This is a genomic window from Streptomyces sp. NPDC102451 (assembly GCF_044765485.1).
Taxonomy (GTDB): domain Bacteria; phylum Actinomycetota; class Actinomycetes; order Streptomycetales; family Streptomycetaceae; genus Streptomyces.
In genome coordinates this window covers 162,050-186,948 of the sequence record NZ_JBIWKD010000004.1, presented here as the reverse complement: position 1 = coordinate 186,948, position 24,899 = coordinate 162,050, and the positions used below count along the sequence as shown (strand labels likewise).

Below are 24,899 nucleotides of genomic sequence, written 5' to 3'. Positions count from 1 at the left end.
CGTCCCCGCCGGCCTCACCTGACCGCCGAGGGCGGGGGCGGCCTAGTCCGTGCCCGCGGCCAGACGGTTGATGTCGGGATTGCGTACGACGGCGGGAGCGTTGCTGCCCGGCCGGGCGACGGCGAGCATGGCGCGGCCGACGGCAGCCGTGGTGGTGATGTGCCGGGGGAAGAGGCGCTTCAGCAGCGGGTGGAGGGCCGCTGTGGCGCGGTACATCGTCCGGTAGAGCGGGGTGCGGGAGACGGCGCCGTCGACCGGCTGGATGAAGCCGGGGCGGAACATGTAGGCGGTCATGGGCAGGGCCCGGAGGTCGTTCTCGGTACGGCCCTTGACGCGGGCCCACATCTGGCGGCTCTTCCCGGTGGGGTCGGTGCCCTCTCCGGAGACGTAGACGAACGTCGGGGCGGGGCCGGCCGCGAGCAGGGCGCGTGCGGCAGCCAGTGCGTAGTCATAGGTGATGCGGGTGTACTCTGCTTCCTCGCGGCCGACGGCGGAGACGCCGAGGCAGTAGAAGCAGGCGTCGAAGCCGGTGAGTTGGTCCTGGACGGCGGTGTAGTCGGTGAAGTCGGTGTGGACGATCTGCCGCAGCCTGGGGTGCTGCACGGACAGAGGTGTGCGGACCACGGCGAGGACCTCGGTGACGGAGTCGTCGAGCAGGCAGGCGTGCAGGGCGCCGTGCCCGACCATTCCGGACGCTCCGAAGACGATGACGCGCACGTGTGCTCCTGGTGGTGAGGGCCCCCTGGGGTGGGACGTCGACTGAAAGCATGACCGATGGCTGCTCCCGCGGTACTGCCCGGCCGCTCGCTCGTTGGTTATCGGATTGCACCGAGAAAACAGGAGCGAGCGGCTCTTCCTCCGGCTGAGCGCTGCGGCCGTGGGTTGTCCGAAACCCGCGAGGCCTGACGCGACAAGGCCGCCGAACGTAACCCGGAGTGCCGTGCTGAGTCGCTCCGGTGGCACGCTCAAGGCGTACGGCCGGGTCGAGGCCGGGGTCCGGAGTGCCCGCCGATGGCTGCCCGGGCTCTACCGGCCGCCGCGCAGGTAGCGGGTGACCATGTCCACCAGTTCGTTCTCGAACGAATCCAGCGGGACCGTCCGCGGGTCGGCCATCAGTTTGTGCGTGTTCGCCTCCACGGTGAACACGATGAGCTCGGCCGCGGTGGAGAGGTCTCCCACGCGGACGTCCGGGTGCCGGGCGAGGAGGTCGCGGAGCTGCCCGACGCGGTCCCGCCCGTGCCGGTCGATCGTGTCGATGAGGTCCTGCGAGAACGATGCCTCCTCGATCATGATGCGCAGCAGCTGCGGATCGTCGCGGTGGTTGTCGATCGCGTCGCGTACCAGCGAACGCACCATTGCTTCCAGGGTTCCGGCTGACAGATCGGTCCGGTCGGCCTGTGTCCACGTACCACGGTCGATGTGACGCACCATCAGCTCGGCCAGGATGGCGTCCTTGTTCGGGAAGTACTGGTACAGGGACCCGATGGAGATGCGGGCGTGTTCGGCGATGCGGTTGGTCGTGCCGGCGGCGTAGCCGTGCTCGGCGAAAACGTGAGCAGCGGCGACGAGGATGCGCTCGCGGGTGAGCTCGGCACGGACCTGCCGAGGCTTGCGACGTGGCTGGAGACGGCGGTCGGCTGACGGCATCGGCAGGACTCCTCAGGGCGCGGAATGCGAGTAGTCAAAGAGGTGAACTATTGCTCACAATGGTGCCATGAACTGCGGAAACGCCGCTCCCTCCGAGGAGGGGGCGTGCCATGATTCCTAAGGTGTCCCTGCCGGCTTCGCGTCGGATGATCACGCTGGAGGTGCGCCGCCGGGAGTTCCTCACGCCGGGCTTCGCGTGCGTCACTCTCGGCGGCCCGGCCCTGCGGGATCTCATCGTCACGGGCAACGACCAGGCGGTTCGCCTGTTCTTCCCACGTGAGGGGCAGAGCGCCCTGCGGATGCCGACCGTCGCGAACGAGGCATGGATCGCCCAGCTCCTGGTGCTGCCGAAGGCAGTCCGTCCCTGGGTGCGCACCCTGACCATCCGGCGTGCGCGGCCCGCGGACGGCGAGATCGACATCGAGTTCGCCGTGCACGGTGACGCACCCCTGTCGAACTGGGTGCGCCGGGTCCGCCCCGGCGACCCAGCCGGCATCTTCGACATGGGCACCATGTACCGGCTGCCGGAACATGCGCGGGGGCAGGTGCTGGTCGGCGACGAGACGGCTCTGCCGGCCATCCTGTCGATCCTGGACGGGATCCCGCCCTCGCTGCCCTCGGAGGTCTTCCTGGAGGTGGCGGCCGCGGCGGACATCCGGTCCTTCGAGGCGCCCGCCGGATCCCGCATCCACTGGTTCAGCCGCGATGACGGGGATCCACGGCCCGGCGCGGTGGTGCTGGAGGCGGTACGCCGGGCCGCACTGCCACCCGGCCCCCTGTACGCGTGGACCGCGGGCGAGTCACGGCTGGCCACAGGAGTGCGGCGGCATCTGGTCGACGACCGCGGCGTACCCAAGCGGGACATCTCGTTCTTCGGCTACTGGCGTCTGGGCCGGTCCACCCCGGGTTGAGAGGAATGCTCGTGCAGTACGTACGCAAGCCCGTCGGCCCGCGCCGACTGGAGACGGTGACCGACGTCGAGACGATCATCGGCCGCCCCGCGCCGATCATCATGATCAAGCAGATCGGCGCGCTCGACGAGGGCTGCCTGGCCGTCCTCGCCCGGTGTCCGGTCGCGGCCTTCGGCTACCGGGACGGTGACGGCACCAGCAGGACGACCTTCATCGGCGGCGCACCCGGATTCGCACGGGCCCTCTCGCCCACACGGATCTCGTTCCCGCTGCCCGGGACGGGCGACCCGCACGGTCCGGTCTCGCTCTTCTTCCTGCTGCCTGGCGTCGGGGAGGTCCTGCGCGTCAACGGCACGGCGGCCGGGCGCAAGGGCGCGCAGACGCTCGTCGACATCACGGAGGCATATGTGCACTGCGCGCAGGCCGTCCTGCGCTCCGGTCTGTGGCGGCCACCGCCGGCCCCGCCCGCACCGGCGCCGCGCCGCGCGGACGACGGCCCCCTGTGCGCGCCGGGCGTTGCCGATTTCCTGGCCGCGGCACCGTTCCTGGCCCTGTCGTCCTGGGACGCCTCCGGCGGCAGCGACACCAGTCCGCGCGGAGACCAGCGGGCGGCGGCGCGGATCCTGGACGGCCGCACGCTCGTCATCCCGGACCGCAAGGGCAACAAACGCGCTGACACCCTGCACAACCTCCTGCAGGACGACCGTCTCTCCTTCGCCGCGCTCGTACCGGGGCGCAGCGGTGTGCTGCACGTCCGGGGCCGCGGCGCGATCACCGACGATGCCGCCCTGCTGGAAACACTGGCGCTGCGCGGGAGGCCCCCGCACCTGGCGCTGCTCATCGACGTCGAGCACGCCGAGGTGACCGGCAACGACGCGCTGGTGCGCGCACGGCTGTGGACCCCCGGCGCGCACCCGGACCCCGGGACGATGCCGGACCTGATGGCACTGGGAGGAGAGCACCTCACCGCCAATGCGTCCACGTCCCGGGGCGGCCCGCCGGCGTTCCTGTTGAAGGCCGTCGGGGCGATTCCGGGGGTGAACCGGCTGCTGCGGCGGGTGGCGGACCGCGCCTACCGCTCCGGGCTGAGGAAGGAGGGGTACGACGACATCCAGCCCGGCACGGCCGGCGGACGCCGCGGTCTCCCGAGCCGGACAGCCACCGACGTGGGCGAGGGCGAGCACTCCCTGCGAGAGGTACGCGTCGCCGAGATCCGCAGGGAGACCCCGAGCGCGCTCACACTCGCGCTGGAAGACATCGGCCGGAACCCGCGGCCGTTCGACTTCCGGCCAGGTCAGTTCTTCACACTCGTCGCCGACATCGACGGCCGCTCGGTGCGCCGGGCCTACTCCGCCTCATCGGCGCCCGGGTCGTCCCGGCTGGAGATCACCGTCAAGCACGTCGAGGGCGGCCGGTTCTCCACCCACGTGCACCGAGGCCTCCGTGTGGACGACCGCCTCGCGGTGCGCGGCCCGTCGGGATCCTTCCACGCCGGACTCCGGCCCCCGGACGAAACCGTGCTCATCGCGGCCGGCAGCGGCGTGACACCCATGATGAGCATGATCCGCTCACGGATCGCCGTCCGGACAGGACGCGACCGGATCGCGCTGCTCTACAGCAGCCGCAGCACCGAGGAGATCATCTTCGCCGGCGAACTGACCCGGCTGGCGGATGACTTCCCCGACCGTCTGTCGGTCACCCACGTCCTGACCCGCCGGGACGGGCGGCTCGACGCCGACGGCGTGAAGAGCTGGCTCACCCGTCGGTCCCCGGCACAGGACGCGCAGTACTACGTCTGCGGCCCCGCACCGCTGATGGACGGAGTCCAGGGCGTCCTGTCCGGCCTCGGGGTCCCGGACGAGCAAGTGCACCACGAGCGCTACACCAGCGGCGCGGACACCGGAGGCGCGACGACCGTGCCGCAGGAGATGACCGTCGAGGAGGACGGGCGCCCCCTGGGCACGGTGGTGGTCGAGCCCGGCCAGACGCTGCTGGAGGCGGGACTCGCCGCGGGGCTGGCGATGCCGCACTCCTGCACGGTCGGTAACTGCGGAGACTGCATGGTGCGGCTGCGCAGCGGAGAAGTCGCGCAGAACGAGCCGAACTGCCTGACACCACAACAGAAGTCGGAGGGGTACGTGCTGACCTGCGTGGGCTGCCCACTGTCCGGGGTCACGGTCGACATCGCGGTCCCGTGACCGTCAGCCCGGCATGTTCCGAACGAGAGGCCCTGGCTAGAGTCCTCGACCATGACCGAACCGACCTACCTGCAGGCCACCCGGGTGGCGTACGACACCGTGGCCGCCGACTACGCCAGGCTTGTGCCCCCCGCGTTCGAGGACGACCTGCACGGCCGCGCGATGATAGGCACGTTCGCCGCACTCACGCGGGCCCTCGACGGCGGGCCCGTCGCCGACCTCGGCTGCGGGCCCGGTCATGTGACGGCGCATCTCCAGTCCCTCGGGGTGAGCGCGTTCGGCATCGACCTGTCCCCGGAGACGGTTGCGGTGGCCCGTCGCAGACATCCGGACCTGCGGTTCGAGGAAGGGTCGATGACCGGCCTGGACCTGGCGGACGGCAGTCTCGGCGGTGCTCTCGCCTGGTACTCGATCGTGCACACGCCTCCGGAGCTGCTGCCGACCGTGTTCGCGGAGGTCCACCGAGTGCTGGCTCCGGGCGGCCATCTGCTGATCGCCTTCAAGGCCGGTGACAGGCTCAGGCATCTGGAGCACGCATACGGGCACGAGCTGTCCCTCGACGTCTACTGGGTCTCTCCCGACCGCATCGCCGAGCTGCTGAGCCGGGCCGGGCTGGTGGTGGACGCCCGGCTGATCTGCGAGCCGTCCGAGGAGGAGAAACCCCGGCAGGGCCCGCAGGCGTACTTCCTGGCCCGAAAGCCGGCGAGCCCGGGACCGGGGGCAGCAGACAGCCTCGGGTGACACAGCTCGGTGGCGCGGGGGAGCGGGAACCCGCAGTCTGCAGCCTTGGACCCGTCCGACGGCCGGCCGGGAGCCGGGCCGGCGCTCCCGTGACGAGTACCACCTGACGCGCAAGGGCTGGGACCTGTGGCCCGTCCTGGTGGCGCTCAGCCAGTGGGGCGAGACGTACGCCGCCGACCCCGGGAGCCCGGGCCCCGTCCTGGACGTGACCCACACCGACTGCGGCGCCCCGGTCCACGTCGCCGTCCAGTGCTCGGCGGAGCACACCCCGCTGACTCCCCAGGGCGTCACCGTCCGGCTGGGGGCAGGTGCACGGCGCCTCTCGGGAGAAGTCCCGCTCGCGCCGCAGGCGACGGGGGGCGACCTGTTGCGAGGGCGCTCGGACATTTGGCGATGCGCCGTCCTGTCACGCCCGCCCACTCGGAAACATCCCTGGTCAGGTCCTACGGGCGAAGGATTCACCCCACCTCGCGAGCGCACGCCCGCGCACGGGTCCGAGCGCGGGCGACCGGGTGCACGGACGGTGAGGTTCGGCGCTGTTTTCGGCTACGGAACGTGAGGGAGAGGTGCCCTGAAGATCACCGGAATCGACCGGAATCAAGGGGAGACATGAAGCAGCTGTACAAGGGGAACGCCGTCCGCACGCTGGCCCGGGGCGTGGCCGCCACGGGTCTGGCCGTCGCACTCGCCGTGCCGGCCACCGCCGCCGTGGCCGTGGCCGCACCCGCCGCCATCCCGCCCGGGCTGTCGTGCGACACCGGCAAGCACGCGATCGACGACTACACGGGGTACGCGCTCTGCAGGAACAACGGCTTGGCCACGCAGATCTTCTGGGTGCACCTGGTCTGCGGCTGGTCCCCCGACGTGGACGGTGAGCACGTGACGCTCGGGCCGGGTCAGTCCGGGCAGTCGACCGCCCACTGTGCCGGCCTCGGCACCGGGATCGGCGAAATCCACGTGCGGCCGTAACGGCGAGATCCACGTGCGGCCGTGGCGCCGGGCCGCTGGACGCCCGTCTCCCGCAGGCCCCGGTGGGCGCCCCCGGGGCACCCCGCAGGGCCATCCCGGGGGGAGACGGGTTCCGATCCGCGTGCGGCGTGCTTGAGCGGGCCTTCCGCCCTCGTTACTCTCCAGTAGACCGCGCGGGCGGACTCCGGGCGGACCCCGGGGCCGGTGTCCCGGCGGACGCGAGGAGGCGGTGGCGATGTCTTCAGCAGACCCCACGGAGCGGACCGGGCCGGCCAGGCCGGTGGAGCCGCCCGTACAGCCCGGACTCACGGAGTGCGCCCGGGAGCTGGCCGAGGGCCGGACGACCTCGTCCGGCCTGGTCGCCGCGGCGCTCGCGCGCATCGAGGCGAGCCGGGACACCCTCAACGCCTTCCGCCAGCTGCGCACGGAAGCCGCGCTCGCCGAGGCCGCCGACGCCGACCGGCGGCTCGCGGCGGGGGAGCGGCTTCCACTGCTCGGGGTGCCGGTCGCCGTCAAGGACGACACCGACGTCGCCGGCATGCCCACCTACTTCGGCTGCGACGGCACACTTCCGCCCGCCACCGCGGACAGCGAGGCCGTGCGCAGGCTCCGGGCCGCCGGGGCCGTCGTCGTCGGCAAGACCAACTCCTGCGAGCTGGGGCAGTGGGCCTTCACGGAAGGCCCCGCCTTCGGCGCCACCCGTAACCCGTGGAACACCGAGCACACGCCCGGTGGTTCGTCCGGTGGCTCCGCGGCGGCCGTCGCCGCCGGGCTCGTGCCCGCCGCACTGGGTTCGGACGGCGCGGGCTCCATCCGTATCCCCGCCGCCTGGACCCACCTGGTCGGCATCAAACCGCAGCGCGGCCGGATCTCCGTCCACCCCCACAGCGACGCCTTCCAGGGCCTCACGGTCAACGGCCCGCTCGCCCGTACCGTCGCCGACGCCGCCCTCCTCCTGGACGCCGCCGCCGGACCGCACCCCGGGGACCCGCACCGCCCGCCCGCCGTCGACGCGTCCGCCGCGGCCCGCCGTGATCCGGGAAGGCTGCGCATCGGCGTCTCCCTGCGGCCCCCTCTCACCCTCACCCACAACGCGCCCCACCCGGAGGTCCTGCGCGCCGTCACCGCGCTCGCCGAGGCCCTCGCCAGGCTCGGCCACCACGTCGAGGAGGCCCGCCCGCGCTACGGACTGATCGGCCTCTCCTTCGTGCCCCGGGCCACCGCCGGCATCGCCGAGCTCGCCGCACTGCACCCCGAACCCGCGCTCCTGGACCCCCGCACCCGCAGCGCCCTGCGCACCGGGACCCGGCTCGGCGGCCGGATCGTGCGGGCCGCCCGCGCGCGGGAGGTGCGCCAGCACGCCAGGATCGGTGCCTTCTTCGACACCGCCCGCGAGGGACACGGATACGACGTACTGCTCACCCCCACCACGGCCGCCCCGCCGCCACGGGTCGGGGCCTTCGACCACCTCAGCGCCTGGCGCACCGACCTCGCGATGACCTCGGCCTGCCCCTACGCCTGGCCCTGGAACGTCCTCGGCTGGCCCGGCGTCAATGTCCCGGCAGGTTTCACCCGCGACGGCCTGCCCCTCGGCGCCCAGCTCCTCGGCCCTTCCCGCAGCGAGGCACGGCTCATCTCGCTCGCCGCTCAACTGGAGGCGGACCTCCGCTGGTACGAGCACCGGCCGCCGGCCCCGGGGACGCCGTAGCCCGGCGAGGCGCGCAGGCATCCCGGTGCGCGGGGCCCCGCAGGGCAGGCGTGACCGATTCCGACCGGACGGGCGCGGGCCACTGTGGAGAGGGGGCCGGTCACGAGATATCTTGATGTCAAGCAATGTTGCAGACGTGGAGCGGAGCACCCGGTGACTGACTCGACCATCATCTATACGCACACCGACGAGGCCCCTGCCCTGGCGACGTACTCGTTCCTGCCCGTCATCGAGGCGTACGCCTCGACCGCGGGTGTCACGGTGGAGCGCCGCGACATCTCCCTGGCGGGGCGGATCATCGCCGGCTTCCCGGAGCGTCTCAAGGCCGACCAGCGTATCGATGACGCGCTCGCCGAGCTCGGTGAGCTGGCCAGGACTCCCGGCGCGAACATCATCAAGCTGCCCAACATCTCGGCCTCGATCCCGCAGCTGAAGGCCGCGATCGCAGAGCTCCAGGAGCAGGGCTACGCGCTTCCGGACTACCCGGACGACCCGCAGACCGACGAGGACAAGGACGTCCGCGCGCGCTACGACAAGGTCAAGGGCAGCGCGGTGAACCCCGTCCTGCGCGAGGGCAACTCCGACCGCCGCGCCCCCGCGTCGGTCAAGAACTACGCCAAGGCCCACCCGCACCGCATGGGCGCCTGGACGGCCGACTCGAAGACGAACGTCGCCACCATGGGCGTCGACGACTTCCGCTCGACGGAGAAGTCCGTCGTGATCTCCGAGGCCGGCTCGCTGCGCATCGAGCTCGCGGGCGACGACGGCACCACCACGGTGCTGCGCGAGTCCGTCCCGGTTCTCGCCGGCGAGGTCGTGGACGCCGCCGTCATGCGCGTCGCCGCGCTGCGTGAGTTCTTCACCGCCCAGGTCGCGCGCGCCAAGGCCGAGGACGTGCTGTTCTCCGTGCACCTGAAGGCCACGATGATGAAGGTCTCCGACCCGATCATCTTCGGCCACGTGGTCCGCGCCTTCTTCCCGAACACCTTCGCCAAGTACGGCGACGCGCTCGCGGCGGCCGGCCTGACCCCGAACGACGGCCTCGGCGGCATCCTCAAGGGCCTCGACTCCGTGGACGCCGGCGCCGAGATCAAGGCGTCCTTCGAGGCCGAGCTCGCCGAGGGCCCGGCCCTGGCGATGGTCGACTCCGACAAGGGCATCACCAACCTGCACGTGCCGAGCGACGTCATCGTCGACGCGTCCATGCCGGCCATGATCCGCACGTCCGGCCACATGTGGGGCCCGGACGGCAACGAGGCCGACACCATCGCCGTCCTCCCGGACAGCAGCTACGCCGGTGTCTACCAGGTCGTCATCGACGACTGCCGCGCCAACGGCGCCTTCGACCCGTCGACCATGGGCTCCGTACCCAACGTCGGTCTGATGGCGCAGAAGGCCGAGGAGTACGGCAGCCACGACAAGACCTTCGAGGTCCCCACCACGGGCACCGTGCGGGTCGTCGACGCCAAGGGCGACGTCGTGCTGGAGCAGGCCGTCGGCGCCGGTGACATCTTCCGGATGTGCCAGACCAAGGACCTGCCGATCCAGGACTGGGTCAAGCTCGCCGTCACCCGCGCCCGCGCCACCGGCAACCCGGCAGTGTTCTGGCTCGACGAGGGCCGTGCGCACGACGCCAACCTCATCGCCAAGGTCAACACCTACCTGGCCGAGCACGACACCGACGGCCTGGACATCTCCATCCGGACGCCGGAGGAGGCCACCGCCTTCTCCCTGGAGCGCATCCGCCGCGGCGAGGACACCATCTCGGTCACCGGCAACGTGCTGCGTGACTACCTCACCGACCTGTTCCCCATCCTCGAGCTGGGCACCAGCGCGAAGATGCTCTCCGTCGTCCCGCTCATGAACGGCGGCGGACTGTTCGAGACGGGCGCCGGCGGCTCCGCGCCCAAGCACGTCCAGCAGCTGGTCAAGGAGGACTACCTGCGCTGGGACAGCCTGGGTGAGTTCCTCGCCCTCGCCGTCAGCTTCGAGCACCTGGCCACCACCACGGACAACGCGCGCGCCAAGGTGCTCGCGGACACCCTGGACCGGGCCACGGGCACCTTCCTCAACGAGGACAAGTCCCCGAGCCGCAAGCTCGGCGGCATCGACAACCGCGGCAGCCACTTCTACCTGGCGCTCTACTGGGCCCAGGAGCTGGCGCAGCAGACCGACGACGCCGCGCTCGCCGAGGCGTTCGGACCGCTCGCCAAGACGCTGTCCGAGCAGGAGCAGACCATCATCGGCGAGCTCGCCGCCGTCCAGGGCAAGCCGGCCGACATCGGCGGCTACTACCAGCCCGACCCCGCGAAGGCGGAGGCCGTGATGCGTCCGTCGGCCACCTTCAACAAGGCCATCGCGACCCTGGGCTGACCCCCGGCCGCACACCGCACGCACGACCGCCCCGGCAGGCACTCCGCCCGCCGGGGCGGTCGTGCGTGCGGCCCCTCCGGCCGCTGCTCGTATCCTCGGCGCATGACGCCAGGCACCACCGGGGACGGCCCGGACCACGTCACGCTCCGCCAGATCCTGGCCTACGACGAGGACGGCGTCCTCCGCCTGCTGCTCGCCCCCGCCGGACAGGACGTCGAGGTCGAGGGCGTGATCATCGGCGACGAAGGGTCCGCCCGCCCGCACGACGGGCGGATCGTGCTGGCCGCCGGACTCGCCCCCGACCTGCCGGACGCCCCGGCAGCCGTGCGGGAGGCCGCCCGGCGGGGCGCGGCGGCGGTGGTGCTGCGGGAGTCCGAGGGGGTGGCCGTACCGGCGGAGGCCCTCGCCGCGGCCGAGGAGTGCGGGATCGCGCTGCTCGCCCGCGCGGAATGGGCGGACTGGGGCGACACCATCGCCCTGCTGCGGTCCGCGACCGCCTTCGCGTCCGTCGGCCGCGGCGACCTCATGGCGGACTCCGCCGCCGGCGGGGGGCTCGCGGCCCTCGCCACGACGACCGCGCGGTACTGCCGGGGCTCCATCACCGTCGAGGACACCCAGTTCCGTGTGCTCGCCCACTCCGCGACGGGCCCCGACGCGGACGGGGTGCGCCGGTCGACGATCCTGGGCGGCCGGGTCCCCGACCGGCGTGTCGCCGAGCTGCGCCGCAGTGGGCTGCTGCGCGCGCTGTGGACCTCGCAGGACGTCATCCACCGGCCCGCCGACGGTGACAGTCCGGAACGCCTCATCGTCGCGGTGCACAGCGGTGGCGAGATGCTGGGTTCCCTATGGGCCGCGGCCGACGGGCAGCGACTCTCGTCCGACGCGGCGCAGGTACTGCGCCGCGCCGCCTCGCTCGCGGTGCCCCATCTGCTGCGGCACCGGCTGCGTGAGAGCGGCACCGTGCGGCGGGAGGCGCACGCCCTGCGCGGACTGCTGCACGGGAACGGTGACCGCCGGGCGCACCTGTGGTCCCTCGGCCTGCCGCCCGACGCTTCCTGTGCCGTCGTCGTCGCCGTGCAGAACGCCCCGGACGGTACAGGACCGGACCGGACTCTGGAGGCGCTCGCGGTCCAGGCCACAGCGTCCCGTTCGACGGCCAGGGTCCTGCGTGAACAGGACCAGGTCGCCGTGCTGCTCCCCGTGAGCGACGGCGGCGACCCGCGTGAGGCCCTCGTCCTGGCCCGGGAGCTCGACGGACTGGCGGCCGGCATCCCCGATGCCGCGCCCGTCTGGATCGGTGCCGGGCAGACCGTCGCGTCGGGGCTGGACGCATCGCTCTCGTACGGGAAGGCCCTGCTGGTCGTGCGCGCACTCCGCGACCGGGAGGCCAGGAGGCGCGACCCACGTCCGGTCCGGCATGCCGGACCCGGTGACGTGGGGCCGACCATCGACGCCCTGCACATGCTCGACGTGGTACGCCCCGTGTGGGAGGCGGGCTCCGGCCCCGTGCACGAGCTGATCCGTGCGGACCTCGCGGCGGGCGGTGACCTGGTGCGTTCCCTCGCGGCCTACCTGGAGACCGCCGGGGACATCCCGCTGGCGGCACGGCGTCTGGTCCTGCACCCGAACACCCTCCGCTACCGCCTGCGCCGGGCCCGCGAACGTTTCGACATCGACCTCGACGACCCGGACACCCGGCTGGTCCTCGCCCTGGCGGTGCGTCTGACCGAGGTGATGTGAGGGGATTTCACCCGGTGTTCGTCCGATCGGCCAAGACATCGGCCGCGCTTTGTCCCCGACGACGAAGACGGCCGGGGGGTGCGGAGACCAACCTTTCTGCATCCCGCCACGCCGCTCATGAACCCGTGGCACAGCCCCACCGGAAAGTCCCCCCGTGACATCTGCCAGCGACATCTCCCCGGAACCTGCCGTCCGCCCGGTCGCCGCCGGCCCCGGTAACGCCGCCCTCCCCCCGGCACAGCGCGTCTCCGCCGTGATGCGCCGTGCCGTCGCCACCGGGCTCGTCGGAGAGGAACAGCCGGTCGCCGGGTTCCTCGACGCGGACGGGATCCGGGCCTCGGTCGAGAGCCTCGACGCCGCGTTCGCCCACGCACCCGACGTCCTCCACACCTTCGCCGTGAAGGCGGCCTCCCTGGTGCCGGTCCTCCGGCTGCTCGCCGGACTCGGCATGGGCTGCGAGGTGGCGAGCCCCGGGGAGCTGCGCATCGCGCTCGACGCCGGGGTCGCCCCCTCGCGGATCGTCCTCGACTCGCCCGCCAAGACCCGGCAGGAGATCAGCGAGGCCCTCGCCCTGGGTGTGGCGGTCAACGCCGACAACCTCGACGAGCTGCGCCGCATCGACGCACTCCGGCCCGCGGGCAGCACGTCGGTCGTCGGACTGCGCGTCAATCCCCAGGTCGGCGGCGGCTCCATCGGAGCGATGAGCACCGCCACCGCGACCTCGAAGTTCGGCGTGGCGCTCCGCGATCCCGGCGCGCGCGACCGCGTGGTGCGGGCCTTCGCCGAGCGCCCGTGGCTCACCCGGCTCCACGCGCACGTCGGTTCCCAGGGATGTCCCCTGGAACTCATCGCGGAAGGCGTCGCGGAGACGTACCGGCTGGCCGAGGAGATCAACCGGGCGCTGGGCACCCGGCAGATCACGAGCCTGGACATCGGCGGCGGACTGCCCGTCAACTTCGACGACGACGAGACCCGGCCGACCTTCGCCGCGTACACCCGGGCGCTCGGCGCGGCCGTCCCCGGGCTCTTCGACGGCCGCTACGCGCTCGTCACGGAGTTCGGTCGCTCCCTGCTCGCCAAGAACGGATTCATCGGCGCACGCGTGGAGTACACCAAGGAGGCCGGCGGCCGGCGCATCGCCGTCACCCACGCGGGAGCCCAGACGGCCACGCGCACCGTCCTGATGCCCGAGGCCTGGCCCCTGCGGGTCGGTGCCTTCGATGCCGACGGAAGCCCACGGACCGGCGCCCCGCTGCGCCAGGACATCGCGGGACCTTGCTGCTTCGCCGGTGACGTCGTCGCCCACGGCCAGGAACTTCCGGAGCTGCGGGAAGGCGACTTCGTCGTCCTCTACGACACCGGCGCCTACTACTTCTCGACCCCCTGGGCCTACAACAGCCTGCCGCGGCCCGCCGTCCACGGCTTCGCCGCCGACCGATCCGGCGGCGTGCGGCTGGCCACCGTCCGCACCGCCCAGACACTCGACGAGATCGCGGCGGAGAGCGGCCTCGCCCACTCCGGCGCCCTGGTGTCCCTCCGCGGCCCGGCCGGGACCTGAGCACCCGGCACCTCCGGGCCCCGAAGCCCCGGCCGGCGCCTACGGCACCCGCGCCGTCCACTCCTCGGTGGCGAACTTCGTCTGCACCAACTCCTCCGCCCGGGCCAGCTCCTCCGCGGTGACGTCGCCGGTGGTCAGCCCGTAGCGGTTACGGAAGGAGGCGATCATGTTCTCGATCACCTGCTCCCGGGCGAGGCCGGTCTGACGGCGGAGCGGGTCGACGCGCTTCTTGGCGCTCCTGGTGCCCTTGTCGGACATCTTCTCCTTGCCGATGCGCAGGACCTCCAGCATCTTGTCGGCGTCGATGTCGTACGACATGGTCACGTGGTGCAGGACGGCTCCCGGACCACCGTCAGCACCGACCACCCGCTTCTGGGCGGCACCCGCGATCTTCCCGGCGTCGGTGGCGATGTCGTTGAGGGGCTGGTACCAGGCCTTGATCCCCATGTCGCCGAGTGCGCCCAGGACCCAGTCGTCGAGGTAGGCGTAACTGTCGGCGAAGGAGAGGCCCGACACCAGTGACTCCGGCACGGACAGGGAGTAGGTGATGGTGCTCATGGGCTCCACGAACATGGCCCCGCCGCCGGAGATACGGCGCACCACCGTCATCCCGTGCCTCGCGGCCCCCACGGGGTCCACCTCGTTCCGCAGGGACTGGAAGCTGCCGATGACGACCGCGGGCGAGGCCCATTCCCAGACCCGCAGCGTGGGCGCCCGCCGCCCCGCGGCCACCTCCGCCGTGAGGACCTCGTCCAGTGCCATGTGCAGGGCCGGGGCCTGCGGTCCCGTGTGCACCAGCTGCCAGTCGTAGTCGCTCCACTCGGTCGCGTGGGCCAGCGCCCGCCGGACGGCGGTGCCGACGCCCTCCGCGGTCAGCCCGAGCATGACGGCCGACTCCGGCAGCGCCGCCGTGATCCGGGCCGCCAGGCCTTCGGTGTCAGTCGAGGAAGGCGCACCCTCCAGGGCGCTGTTGATCGAGAGGATCGCCTCGTCGGGCTCCAGGAAGAAGTCCCCGGCGACGCGCACGTTGCGCAGTACGCCTTCCTCGACGTCCAGATCCACGACGACAAGCTTGCCGCCGGGCACTTTGTACTCGCCATGCACGGCTGAGTTCCCTTCCCGTGCACGGCGTGGATCGTGAGCCTGTTGCTCCGACATCCGGATAAACGTGCACACACGTCACATCGGACTCTAATGCTCGCTCGTGACGAACGGCCACCGGCCTCTTGCCGGGAGGCCGTACGGACTGCTCTTGTGTACCCGCAGGCCATGGGCGCGGGCGGTGGGCCCGGGTGACGGGCCCGGTGTTCAGGGGAGCGGCAGCAGAATGGGCTCAGCGGCAGATCAGGGGCAGAACGCCCGCGGCACGCGCCCCGAGCGCCTGCCCGAGGGGCTGGCCGACGCGATACGCGCGACGGCCGAGGAGATCGCGGAGCTGCTGCGCGGTGCCCCGGACACCGGCGCTCCCGTGCCGGGTCTGGTGTGGACGGTGGGGGAGGTGGCCGCGCACCTGGCACAGGCCAATGCGCTGATGGCGGAGGTGGCGGCCGGACGGTCCCACAGTCACGGTGACGGCACCCCGCAGGGCATCGCCGCGGCCAACGAGCAGGCACTCGCCGCGTTCGGCGAGCGGCGGACGGAACCGCTGGCCGCGATGATCGTGACGCAGGCCGACGCGTACCTGGACGCGGTGGCCGAGCGCCCCGCGGACGAGACGCTGATGACGCCGATGGGCCCGATGGACCAGGTGGTCCTCGGCTCGTACCTCCTGACGCACATGCTGGGCCACGGCTACGACCTGGCCCGCGCACTGAAGCGTCCGCACATGGTCGACCGGGCCCGGGTCGCGCTGACGCTCCCGTTCATGGTCGAGGCCATGCCGAGGGTGACCGACGCCGCGGCCACGGCAGGGCTGAACGCCCGCTACGCGGTCCGGCTGTGGGGCGGCGGCCGGTTCGGCGTGACGTTCACCGACGGCACGGCGACCGTCGGCCACGACCTCCCGGACCGCCCGGACTGCACGATCTCCATCGAGCCGGTCACCTTCCTGCTGATGGCCCTCGGCCGCTGCTCGCCGGTGGGCGCCATGGCCAGGGGCCGGGTCCTCGCGTGGGGCCGCAAGCCGTGGATGGGGCCCCGGTTCCCGGAGTACTTCAGGGCTCCGTGAGGAGGGGAGCGCCCGGGATGTGACGGCTTGCCCGTCCTTCGCGTCCTTCGCGTCCTTCGCGTCCTTCGCGTCCTGAGGGGTTCCCTGAGGCCCGGTAATCGCCGCAGCCATGACTGCGCCTCCGCGGAGCGATCGACTCCGTTTTGGTACACGACCGCGAGGCGGGGAGCGGGCCCGGGCGGCCGACCTGCGGAAGCCCGTGTGTCCCGCCGTGGAGCGGAAGTCGCGGTGTCCGGCGCCCGGCCGCCGCTGCTCCGTTATCCGATCGTCAGGTAAAAGCTGTCCGCCATGTGGGCGGAGGCCTTGCTTTGCGGACTGTATGCGAAATACGGTCTGCGATATTCCTTGATCACCCCTGGCGGGAGGTAGGCCCCCGTGCGCCGAAAAGCGGTTGCCCTGGTGGCGGTTGCGTTGGTGTCCCTCACCTCGGGCTGCGCGTCGTTGCAGTCCTCGGCGACCGAAGTCGGTGGTGTGCGCATGACCGATGACCGGTCCGTACGCGACGGCGGGACACTCACCGTCGCTCTCAATTCAGACCCGGACAAACTGGACCCCACCCTCGCGCAGACCCTCGTAGGCCGCACGGTCTTCGCGGGCATGTGCGAGAAGCTCTACGACATCGACGAGGACGGCACCTTCGTGCCGCAGCTCGCCGCGTCGATCCCCACCACCTCGGCCGACGGCCGCACCGTCACCGTCCAGGTGCGCCCCGGGCTGAAGTTCAGCGACGGGACCCGGCTGGACGCCTCGGCGGTCGTCACCTCGCTGCTGCGCCACCGCGATCTCCCCGGATCCGCCCGCTCCACCGAGCTGGCCCCGGTCACCGAGGCGAAGGCCACCGGACCGCTCACGGTCCGGCTGACCCTCGACCACCCGTACGTCCCGCTGACCGGTGTGCTCGCCGACCGGTCCGGGATGGTGATGTCACCGGCCGCACTGAAGAAGTACGGGAAGAACTTCACCAACCACCCCTCCTGCGTCGGCCCCTTCCGCTTCGTCGAGCGCACCGGCGGTGACCGGATCGTGCTGGAGAAGGACCCGAACTACTACGACGCGGACAAGGTCCACCTGGACGGTGTGGTCTACAAGCCGATACCCGACGGCAACGTCAGGCTCGCCAACCTGCGCTCCGGCGACCTCCAGGTCGGCGACCAGATGGCCCCCGTCGACGTACAGAGCGCACTGACCGAGCCGAACCTCCAGCTGTTCAACTCGCCCTCGCTCGGCTACCAGGGCATCGGCCTCAACATCGGCAACGTGAAGGGCCTCGGGCAGAAGCCCGGGAAGATCGACACCCCGATCGGCCGGGACGTCCGGGTCCGCGAGGCCTTCGAGCTGGCCATCGACCGCGACCTGCTCAACAAGGTCGTCTTCCAGGGCATGTACGAGCCCGCCTGCGGCCCCATCTCCCCGCAGTCGGCCATCGCCCCGGGCGTCGCACCGGAGGACTGCCCCGAGCGTGACGTCGACCGGGCGAAGGAACTGCTGAAGGAGGCCGGGGTGAAGACCCCGGTGAAGATCGAGCTGAAGACGTCCACCACCCCGGAGCAGGGGCGCGTCGGACAGGTGCTCCAGGCCATGGTCAAGGAGGCGGGCTTCGAACTGTCGCTGCGGCCCACCGAGTACGCCACCATGCTCGCCGAGACCGACGCCGGCGACTACGACGTCTTCACCAGCGGCTGGTCCGGCCGGCTCGACCCCGACGGCAACGTCTCCAACTTCCTGAAGACCGCGGGCGCGATGAACGCCTACGGCCTCGGGGACCCGGAGATCGACAAGCTGATCGCCGAGGGCCGCAGCGTCGCGGACCCCGCCCGGCGCACCGAGGTCTACGACGAGCTCACCCGGCGCGTCCAGGACGCCCACGCCCTGATCTACCTCTACCGGCAGAAGAACTACGTCGTCGCCGGCAAGGACGTCGCGGGCATCCACGTCTACGGCGACGGACTGGTCCGGGTCAAGAATGCGGGGTACACCCGATGACGAAGTACCTGCTGACGCGCCTGCGTCAGTCCCTCATCACCCTCTTCCTCGTCAGCGTCGTCGTCTTCGCCGGCATCCGGGCACTGCCCGGCGACCCGGCGCTCGCGCTGGCCGGTGAGGAACGCAGCCCCGAGGCGCTCGCCGCCATCCGCGAGAGCTACGGCCTCGACGACAACGTCGTCATCCAGTACGGGCGGTTCATCGGGCATGCCCTGACCGGCGACCTCGGCACCTCCTCCCGTACGGGGCTCCCCGTCGCCGACGCGATCGGCCAGGCCCTGCCCGTCACGCTGGAGCTGGCCGCGCTCTCCCTGCTCCTGGCGATCGTCGTCGGCATCGGCGCCGGAGTCGTCGCCGCCGTGCGGCGCGGGAAGCCGGAGGAGTGGCTCGCCAACGCCATCGCGCTGATCGGCCTCTCCATCCCGACCTTCTGGCTCGGCATCGTCCTCGTCCTCGGATTCGCCATCGCCATCCCGGTGTTCGCCGCCTCCGGTTACGTACCCTTCGGCACCGACCCCGTCGACAACCTGCGCCGCATGGTGCTGCCCGCGATCGTGCTCGGCTCCGGCCTCGCCGCCGTCGTGATGCGGCAGACCCGGGCCGCGATGCTCGACTCGCTCTCCGCCGACTACGTCAGGACCGCCCGCGCCAAGGGGCTGTCCAGGGGCTCCGTCGTCGGCGGGCACGCACTGCGCAACTCGCTGGTCACCGTCGTGACCGTGCTCGGCCTCCAGCTGGGGCACCTGATCTCAGGCGCCGTCGTCACCGAGCAGATCTTCGTTCTCCCCGGCTTCGGCAAGCTCACCATCGACGCCGTCTTCACCCGCGACTACGCGACACTCCAGGCCGTGGTGCTCTGCACCTCCGCCGCGTACATCCTCATCAACCTGCTGGTCGACGTGGTCTATTCGGTCATCGACCCGCGCATCCGGCTCGGAGGTGCCCGGTGACCACCGCGACCACAGCGCTCCCCACCCCGCCCCGGGCGAGCAAGCGGAAGGCCGGCGGCGGCAAGCTCCGCGCCCTGCGCAGGAACAAGCTCGCCCTCACCGGCGGCATCATCGCCGCCGTCTTCGTCCTGGCCGCCCTGCTCGCGCCGCTCATAGCCCCGTACGACCCGTCGCAGCCCGACTTCGGCAACGTGCTGGCCGAGCCCAGCGCCGCGCACTGGCTCGGCACGGACGACCTCGGGCGCGACCAGCTCTCCCGCATCGTCCACGGCGCCCGCGCGTCCATGCAGGTCGGACTCGTCGCCGTCGTGCTGGCCTTCCTCGTCGGCGTACCGCTCGGGCTGCTCGCCGGGTACTACGGGCGGTTCGCGGACACCGCGGTGTCCCGGCTCACCGACACCATGCTGGCGTTCCCCTTCCTGGTGCTCGCCGTCGGACTCGCCGCGATCCTCGGCCCGTCGCTCACCAACGCGACCATCGCCATCGGCATCTCGCAGATCCCCGCGGTCATCCGGATCACCCGCGCCGAGACCCTGCGGCTCAAGCACGTCGACTACGTCGCCGCGGCCGTGGCCAACGGGGGCGGTGACGGCACCGTCCTCTTCCGGCACATCCTCCCCAACGCCACCTCCGCCCTCATCGTCCAGGCGACCGTGGGCATCCCCGCCGCGATCATCGGCGAGGCGCTGCTGAGCTTCCTCGGCCTCGGCGTCCAGCCGCCGAACCCCTCGCTCGGTGTGATGCTCTCCGGCGCCCAGTCCTTCCTGGCGCCCGCCCCCTGGCTGGCCGTCTTCCCCGGCCTCGCGATCGTCGCGGCGACGCTGGCCTTCAACCTGCTCGGCGACGGCCTGCGTGACGTCCTGGACCCCCGAGGAGCCACCCGATGACCGAGACCGTCCTCGAACCCGTACGGAAGACATCGGCCGAACCCGCGCTGAGCGTGCGCGACCTGTCGGTCTCCTTCCACTCCGACACCCGCACCGTGCACGCCGTCGACGGGGTCTCCTACGACGTGGCGCCCGGCGAGGTCCTCGCCGTGGTGGGGGAGTCGGGCTGCGGGAAGTCCGTCACCTCCATGGCGGCGATGGGCCTGCTCCCGCCGACCGCCCGGATCGGCGGCTCCATCAGGCTCGGCGGACGCGAGCTGGTCGGCGCGTCCGAGAAGGAACTCCAGAAGGTCCGCGGCAAGGACATCGCGATGATCTTCCAGGAGCCGATGACCTCGCTGAACCCGGTCCTCACCATCGGCCGGCAGATCGGCGAGGTGCTGCGCAGGCACCAGGGGCTCAGCCGTAAGGAGGCCAAGGCCCGCGCCGTGGAACTCCTCGAACTCGTCGGGATCCCGGCACCCGCCCGCCGGATCGACGAGTACCCGCACCAGCTCTCCGGCGGCATGCGCCAGCGCGTCATGATCGCCATCGCGGTGGCCTGCGACCCGGCCGTCCTCATCGCCGACGAGCCGACGACCGCCCTGGACGTCACCGTGCAGGCCGGCATCCTCGAAGTCCTCCAGTCCCTGCGCGAGCGCCTCGGCACCGCCATCGTCCTGGTCACCCACGACCTCGGGGTCGTCGCCGACGCGGCCGACCGGGTGCTCGTGATGTACGCCGGACGCGCCGTCGAACAAGCCCCGGTGCACGACCTGTTCGCCGCCGGCCGGCACCCGTACACCCGGGGTCTGCTCGGCGCCGTGCTGCGGCCCGGCGGCGAGGGCAAGCGGCGGCTGCCCGAGATCCCCGGCCTGGTCCCGAGCCTGGACAGCCAGCCCGACGCCTGTACGTTCGCGCCCCGCTGCTCCCGCGCCGACGACACCTGCACGGGCGGCCGCCCCGGCCTCCGCGCCGTCGACCGGGCGGCCGGAGCCGACGCCTCCCACCGGGCCGCCTGCTGGCACCCGTACGCCGATGCCGACACCGACACCGGGACCGGTCCCGGAACCAGCGCCGCAGCCCAGGAGGCCGGAAAGTGACCACCGCACAGACCGTCCCCGCCCCGCGGGACGCCGACACCGCACTCCCTCCGGTGCTGGAGATCAACGGCATGGAACGGCACTTCGGTGCCTCCGGCGGCGGCACCGTCCGGGCCGTCGACGGCGTCTCGATCACCATCGGCCGCGGCGAGGTCGTCGGCCTCGTCGGTGAGTCGGGCAGCGGCAAGTCGACCGTCGGCCGGTGCGCCGTACGCCTCGACGAACCCACCGCCGGCACCGTCCACATCAACGGCACCGACGTCAGCCACCTCTCCCGCCGCGCGCTGCGCCCCCTGCGCAAGGACTTCCACCTGGTCTTCCAGGACCCCTCGTCCTCGCTGGACCCGCGCATGACCGTCGGCCAGATCATCGCCGAGCCGATCCGGCTGCACCGCCGGGACCGCCGACAGAACAGAGCGGCCGTACGGGAACGGGTCGAGCAGCTGCTCGGCCAGGTCGGGCTGCGCCCCGAGCACGCCGACCGGCACCCCCATGAGCTGTCCGGCGGACAGCGCCAGCGCATCTCTATCGCCCGCGCCCTGTCCTGCGACCCCGACCTGGTCGTCGCCGACGAACCCACCTCGGCGCTCGACGTCTCGGTCCAGGCGTCCGTGCTCAACCTGATGGCCGACCTCCAGCGCGACCGGGGCTTCGGCTGCCTGTTCATCACGCACGACCTGGCCGCCGTCGAGTTCCTCGCCGACCGGATCGCCGTGATGTACCTCGGGCAGATCGTCGAACAGGCCCCGACCGCCGAACTGTTCGCCGCCCCCAAGCACCCCTACACCCAGGCCCTGCTCTCCGCGGCCCCGGTCCCCGACCCCGTCGCCCAGCGCTCCCGCGAGCGCATCGTGCTGCACGGCGAGCTGCCCAGCCCCCTCGATCCTCCGCCCGGCTGCCGCTTCCACACCCGCTGCCCGCTCGCCGTCGACCGGTGCCGCACCGAGATCCCCGCCCTGCGCGAGATCCCCGGCGGCCGGCAGGTCTCCTGCCACCTCGTGACCGACGACGGCACCGCCCCGGACGCCGCCGCCGTCTGACCTGCCCTGTCCGGGGCCCGCGTCCCGTACGTACGATCCGCAAGGCACCACAGAACTTCCGCACGCCGCAGCAAGGAGCCACACCCGTGTTCACCACCCGCCCCACCCTCCAGGGCACCTTCGGCATGGTGTCCTCCACCCACTGGCTCGCCTCGCAGTCCGCGATGGCCGTCCTGGAGGACGGCGGCAACGCCTACGACGCGGCCGTCGCCGCCGGCTTCGTCCTGCACGTCGTCGAGCCGCACCTCAACGGCCCGGCCGGCGAGGTCCCGATGATCCTCGCGCCCAAGGACGGCGAGGTGCGGGTACTGTGCGGCCAGGGCCCCGCCCCGGCGGGCGCCTCCGCCGCGCACTACCGCTCGCTCGGCCTCGACCTGGTCCCCGGCACCGGCCCGCTCGCCGCCGCCGTACCCGGCGCCTTCGACGCCTGGATGCTGCTGCTGCGCGACCACGGCACGAAGACCCTCGCCGAGGTCCTGCGCTACGCGATCGGTTACGCCGAGGACGGCCACGCCCCCGTCGAGCGCGTCGGCCAGACCGTGGAGACCGTCCGCGAGCTCTTCGAGACCGAGTGGCCGACCTCCGCCGAGGTCTACCTCCCCGGCGGGAAGGCCCCCGAGCCCGGCAAGCTGTTCCGCAACCCGGCCCTCGCCGCCACCTGGCGCCGCCTCGTCGCCGAGGCCGAGGAGAAGGGCGGCGAGGACCGCGTCGCCCAGATAGAGGCCGCCCGCGCCGTCTGGAGCACCGGCTTCATCGCCGAGGCGCTGGTCCGCCAGGCCGCCGTCCCCACCATGGACACCAGCGGGACCCGCCACACCGGCACCCTCACCGCCGCCGACCTGGCGGGCTGGTCCGCCACGTACGAGGCGCCCGCCACGTACGACTGGAACGGCTGGACGCTGGCCAAGGCGGGCGGCTGGAGCCAGGGCCCCGCCTTCCTCCAGCAGCTCGCGCTCCTCCCGCCCGAGCTCCCCGCCTACGGCTCCGCCGACTACGTCCACCTGCTCGTCGAGGGCTGCAAGCTCGCGATGGCCGACCGCGAGGCCTGGTACGGCGACGCCACCGACGTACCCCTCGGCACGCTGCTCTCCGAGGCGTACAACGACGAGCGCCGCGCCCTGATCGAGGACACCGCGTCCCTGGAGCTGCGCCCCGGCAGCCCCGAGGGCCGCACCCCCGTCCTCAGCGCGCACGCCCACGCCGTCGCCGCCGGCGAGTCCGGCTTCGACGCCATGGGCATCGCGGTGGCCGGCGCAGGCGAGCCGACCGTCGCGAAGGAGGGCGCGGGCGAGCCGACGGCCACCGCGGACCGTGCGGGCGAGCCGACCGTCGCCAAGGACGGCGCGACCCGCGGCGACACCTGCCACCTCGACATCGTCGACCGCTGGGGCAACATGGTCGCCGCCACGCCCAGCGGCGGCTGGCTCCAGTCCAACCCGGTCGTGCCCGAGCTGGGCTTCCCGCTCGGCACCCGGCTGCAGATGGCCTGGCTCGACGAGGGCCTGCCGAACACCCTGACCCCCGGCCGCCGCCCGCGCACCACCCTGACGCCGTCCCTCGCCCTGCGCGACGGTGTACCCGTCATGGCGTTCGGCACCCCCGGCGGCGACCAGCAGGACCAGTGGCAGCTGCACTTCTTCCTCGCCGTGGCGCTGCGTGACCGGGTCCGTGGCGGCCTCGACCTCCAGGGCGCCATCGACGCCCCGAACTGGCACAACGACAGCTTCCCCGGCTCCTTCTTCCCGCGTGGGATGCGCCCGGGCAGCGTCACCGTCGAGGAGGGCATGGACCCGGAGGTCGTCGAGGAGCTGCGGCGCCGGGGCCACGACGTGACCGTCGGCGACCCGTGGTCCGAGGGCCGGATGTGCGCCGTCGCCAGGGACCCGGAGACCGGCATCCTGTCCGCCGCCGCCAATCCGCGCGGGATGCAGGGCTACGCGGTCGGCCGCTGACCTCCCGCCCTCCTGCCCGGAAGGCCCCCGGCGGACCGTGCTTAGCTGGAGTCATGATCGATGACTTCGTGTACGGGACCGCCGGGGAAGCCGGACAGCTGGCCGAGGTGGAAGCCGTGGTGCGCGCCGCGGCCGCAGCCGAGATCCTGCCGCGCTACCGGCAGCTGGCCGCCCACGAGATCGTCGAGAAGAGCGGCCCGCACGACCTGGTCACCGCCGCCGACCGGCTGGCCGAGGAGTACCTCACCGACGCCCTGACCCGGCTGCTGCCCGGTTCGGTGGTCGTCGGCGAGGAGGCCGTCCACGCCGACCCCGCCGTCTACGACGCCCTCGGCGGCGACGCACCCGTGTGGATCGTCGACCCCGTGGACGGCACCCGCCAGTTCGTCCACGGCGAACCCGGCTTCTGCACGCTGGTGGCCCTCGCGCTGCACGGCGAGGTGTACGCCTCGTGGACGTACGCCCCCGTCCTCGACGAGCTGGCCGTCGCCGTACGGGGCCGGGGCGCCACGCTCAACGGCACGGCGGTGCACAGTGGTTCGCCCGCGCCCGGCGCCGTGCTCAAGGTGGCCATGTCGCACCCCGACTACACCTCCGACGCCCAGAAGCGCGCCCTGCTCGGGCTGCGGACCGACGGCATCGACGCCCGCGCGTGCGGATCGGCGGGCCTGGAATACCTGGCCGTCGCCTGCGGCGCCCAGGACGGCGTTGCTTTCAACTGGGAGTTCGCGTGGGACCACGCGGCGGGCCTCCTGCTGGTCACCGAGGCGGGCGGCGCCCAGTCGACGCTCTCCGGAGTCCCGTACCGCATCACCGGCGGAAACGATTTGCCGTTCACCGCGGCGCGCGACGAGGCCACGGCCGAGCGGATCCTTCAGGCGCTGCGGGCCGGCGGCGAGGGCCAGGTGTACTGATCACGAACAGTTGTGGGCGGTACGGGGACCCGTACCGGGCCCAACACATTTGGTACGGGCCATAAATTTAGGCCGCTGC

At 72.3% G+C, this 24,899-nt stretch carries 19 protein-coding genes and 1 pseudogene; 17 read left to right on the top strand and 3 right to left on the bottom strand.

All coding sequences use genetic code 11. The annotated features are described in order from the left end of the window. Nucleotides 1-42 precede the first annotated feature (42 nt). Entirely contained in the window at nucleotides 43-717 is a 675-nt protein-coding gene (locus ACIRD8_RS11165; protein WP_403989006.1) for an NAD(P)H-binding protein, read from the bottom strand. 309 nt (nucleotides 718-1,026) lie between these two features. Then, nucleotides 1,027-1,647 (bottom strand): TetR/AcrR family transcriptional regulator, encoded by a 621-nt coding sequence (locus ACIRD8_RS11160; RefSeq protein WP_403989004.1) that lies wholly within the window; start codon nucleotides 1,645-1,647, stop codon nucleotides 1,027-1,029. A gap of 110 nt (nucleotides 1,648-1,757) precedes the next feature. Between ACIRD8_RS11160 and ACIRD8_RS11155 the strand changes: the two genes are divergently transcribed. The 9 genes and pseudogenes from ACIRD8_RS11155 to ACIRD8_RS11115 all read left to right on the top strand — a co-directional run bounded on the left by ACIRD8_RS11155 (nucleotide 1,758) and on the right by ACIRD8_RS11115 (nucleotide 13,845). Next, the gene (locus ACIRD8_RS11155; RefSeq protein WP_403989002.1) at nucleotides 1,758-2,558 is read left to right on the top strand and encodes a siderophore-interacting protein; all 801 of its coding nucleotides are present in this window, start codon (nucleotides 1,758-1,760) and stop codon (nucleotides 2,556-2,558) included. An 11-nt stretch (nucleotides 2,559-2,569) separates the two neighbouring features. Continuing rightward, nucleotides 2,570-4,756, top strand: coding sequence for a 2Fe-2S iron-sulfur cluster-binding protein (locus tag ACIRD8_RS11150; protein WP_403989000.1), 2,187 nt, complete (start codon nucleotides 2,570-2,572; stop codon nucleotides 4,754-4,756). Between the two features lie 51 nt (nucleotides 4,757-4,807). After that, nucleotides 4,808-5,497, top strand: coding sequence for a class I SAM-dependent DNA methyltransferase (locus ACIRD8_RS11145; protein ID WP_403988998.1), 690 nt, complete (start codon nucleotides 4,808-4,810; stop codon nucleotides 5,495-5,497). Nucleotides 5,498-5,564: 67 nt separating this feature from the next. Beyond that, nucleotides 5,565-5,813: pseudogene (locus ACIRD8_RS11140) on the top strand (winged helix-turn-helix transcriptional regulator); the annotation flags it as partial. 293 nt (nucleotides 5,814-6,106) lie between these two features. Further along, on the top strand, nucleotides 6,107-6,466 hold the full coding sequence (locus tag ACIRD8_RS11135) for a hypothetical protein (protein ID WP_403988996.1): 360 nt from the start codon (nucleotides 6,107-6,109) through the stop codon (nucleotides 6,464-6,466). 235 nt (nucleotides 6,467-6,701) lie between these two features. Continuing rightward, the gene (locus tag ACIRD8_RS11130; RefSeq protein ID WP_403988994.1) at nucleotides 6,702-8,174 is read left to right on the top strand and encodes an amidase; all 1,473 of its coding nucleotides are present in this window, start codon (nucleotides 6,702-6,704) and stop codon (nucleotides 8,172-8,174) included. A gap of 153 nt (nucleotides 8,175-8,327) precedes the next feature. After that, nucleotides 8,328-10,547, top strand: coding sequence for an NADP-dependent isocitrate dehydrogenase (locus ACIRD8_RS11125; protein ID WP_403988992.1), 2,220 nt, complete (start codon nucleotides 8,328-8,330; stop codon nucleotides 10,545-10,547). A 102-nt stretch (nucleotides 10,548-10,649) separates the two neighbouring features. Beyond that, nucleotides 10,650-12,287, top strand: coding sequence for a PucR family transcriptional regulator (locus ACIRD8_RS11120; RefSeq protein ID WP_403988990.1), 1,638 nt, complete (start codon nucleotides 10,650-10,652; stop codon nucleotides 12,285-12,287). A 172-nt stretch (nucleotides 12,288-12,459) separates the two neighbouring features. Next, nucleotides 12,460-13,845 carry a diaminopimelate decarboxylase gene (locus tag ACIRD8_RS11115; RefSeq protein WP_403989656.1) on the top strand — a complete coding sequence of 462 codons (1,386 nt, stop codon included), beginning with the start codon at nucleotides 12,460-12,462 and terminating at the stop codon, nucleotides 13,843-13,845. A 39-nt stretch (nucleotides 13,846-13,884) separates the two neighbouring features. Here the strand turns inward: ACIRD8_RS11115 and ACIRD8_RS11110 are convergent, their stop codons facing one another. Further along, on the bottom strand, nucleotides 13,885-14,949 hold the full coding sequence (locus ACIRD8_RS11110; RefSeq protein ID WP_403988988.1) for a biotin/lipoate A/B protein ligase family protein: 1,065 nt from the start codon (nucleotides 14,947-14,949) through the stop codon (nucleotides 13,885-13,887). 223 nt (nucleotides 14,950-15,172) lie between these two features. Between ACIRD8_RS11110 and ACIRD8_RS11105 the strand changes: the two genes are divergently transcribed. The 8 genes from ACIRD8_RS11105 (at nucleotide 15,173) to ACIRD8_RS11070 (ending at nucleotide 24,820) form a co-directional block, all read left to right on the top strand. Further along, on the top strand, nucleotides 15,173-16,012 hold the full coding sequence (locus ACIRD8_RS11105) for a maleylpyruvate isomerase family mycothiol-dependent enzyme (protein ID WP_403988986.1): 840 nt from the start codon (nucleotides 15,173-15,175) through the stop codon (nucleotides 16,010-16,012). Between the two features lie 477 nt (nucleotides 16,013-16,489). Continuing rightward, on the top strand, nucleotides 16,490-17,995 hold the full coding sequence (locus tag ACIRD8_RS11100) for an ABC transporter substrate-binding protein (protein ID WP_403988984.1): 1,506 nt from the start codon (nucleotides 16,490-16,492) through the stop codon (nucleotides 17,993-17,995). Beyond that, entirely contained in the window at nucleotides 17,992-18,945 is a 954-nt protein-coding gene (locus ACIRD8_RS11095; RefSeq protein ID WP_403988982.1) for an ABC transporter permease, read from the top strand. Before ACIRD8_RS11100 ends, ACIRD8_RS11095 begins: the two co-directional genes overlap by 4 nt. Beyond that, nucleotides 18,942-19,832, top strand: coding sequence for an ABC transporter permease (locus ACIRD8_RS11090; protein ID WP_403988980.1), 891 nt, complete (start codon nucleotides 18,942-18,944; stop codon nucleotides 19,830-19,832). Before ACIRD8_RS11095 ends, ACIRD8_RS11090 begins: the two co-directional genes overlap by 4 nt. Continuing rightward, the gene (locus tag ACIRD8_RS11085; RefSeq protein WP_403988978.1) at nucleotides 19,829-20,914 is read left to right on the top strand and encodes an ABC transporter ATP-binding protein; all 1,086 of its coding nucleotides are present in this window, start codon (nucleotides 19,829-19,831) and stop codon (nucleotides 20,912-20,914) included. Before ACIRD8_RS11090 ends, ACIRD8_RS11085 begins: the two co-directional genes overlap by 4 nt. Before the next feature lie 71 nt (nucleotides 20,915-20,985). Then, entirely contained in the window at nucleotides 20,986-21,954 is a 969-nt protein-coding gene (locus ACIRD8_RS11080; protein ID WP_403989654.1) for an ABC transporter ATP-binding protein, read from the top strand. 86 nt (nucleotides 21,955-22,040) lie between these two features. Beyond that, entirely contained in the window at nucleotides 22,041-23,906 is a 1,866-nt protein-coding gene (locus ACIRD8_RS11075) for a gamma-glutamyltransferase family protein (protein WP_403988976.1), read from the top strand. 53 nt (nucleotides 23,907-23,959) lie between these two features. Next, on the top strand, nucleotides 23,960-24,820 hold the full coding sequence (locus ACIRD8_RS11070; RefSeq protein WP_403988974.1) for an inositol monophosphatase family protein: 861 nt from the start codon (nucleotides 23,960-23,962) through the stop codon (nucleotides 24,818-24,820). Nucleotides 24,821-24,899: the final 79 nt, after the last annotated feature.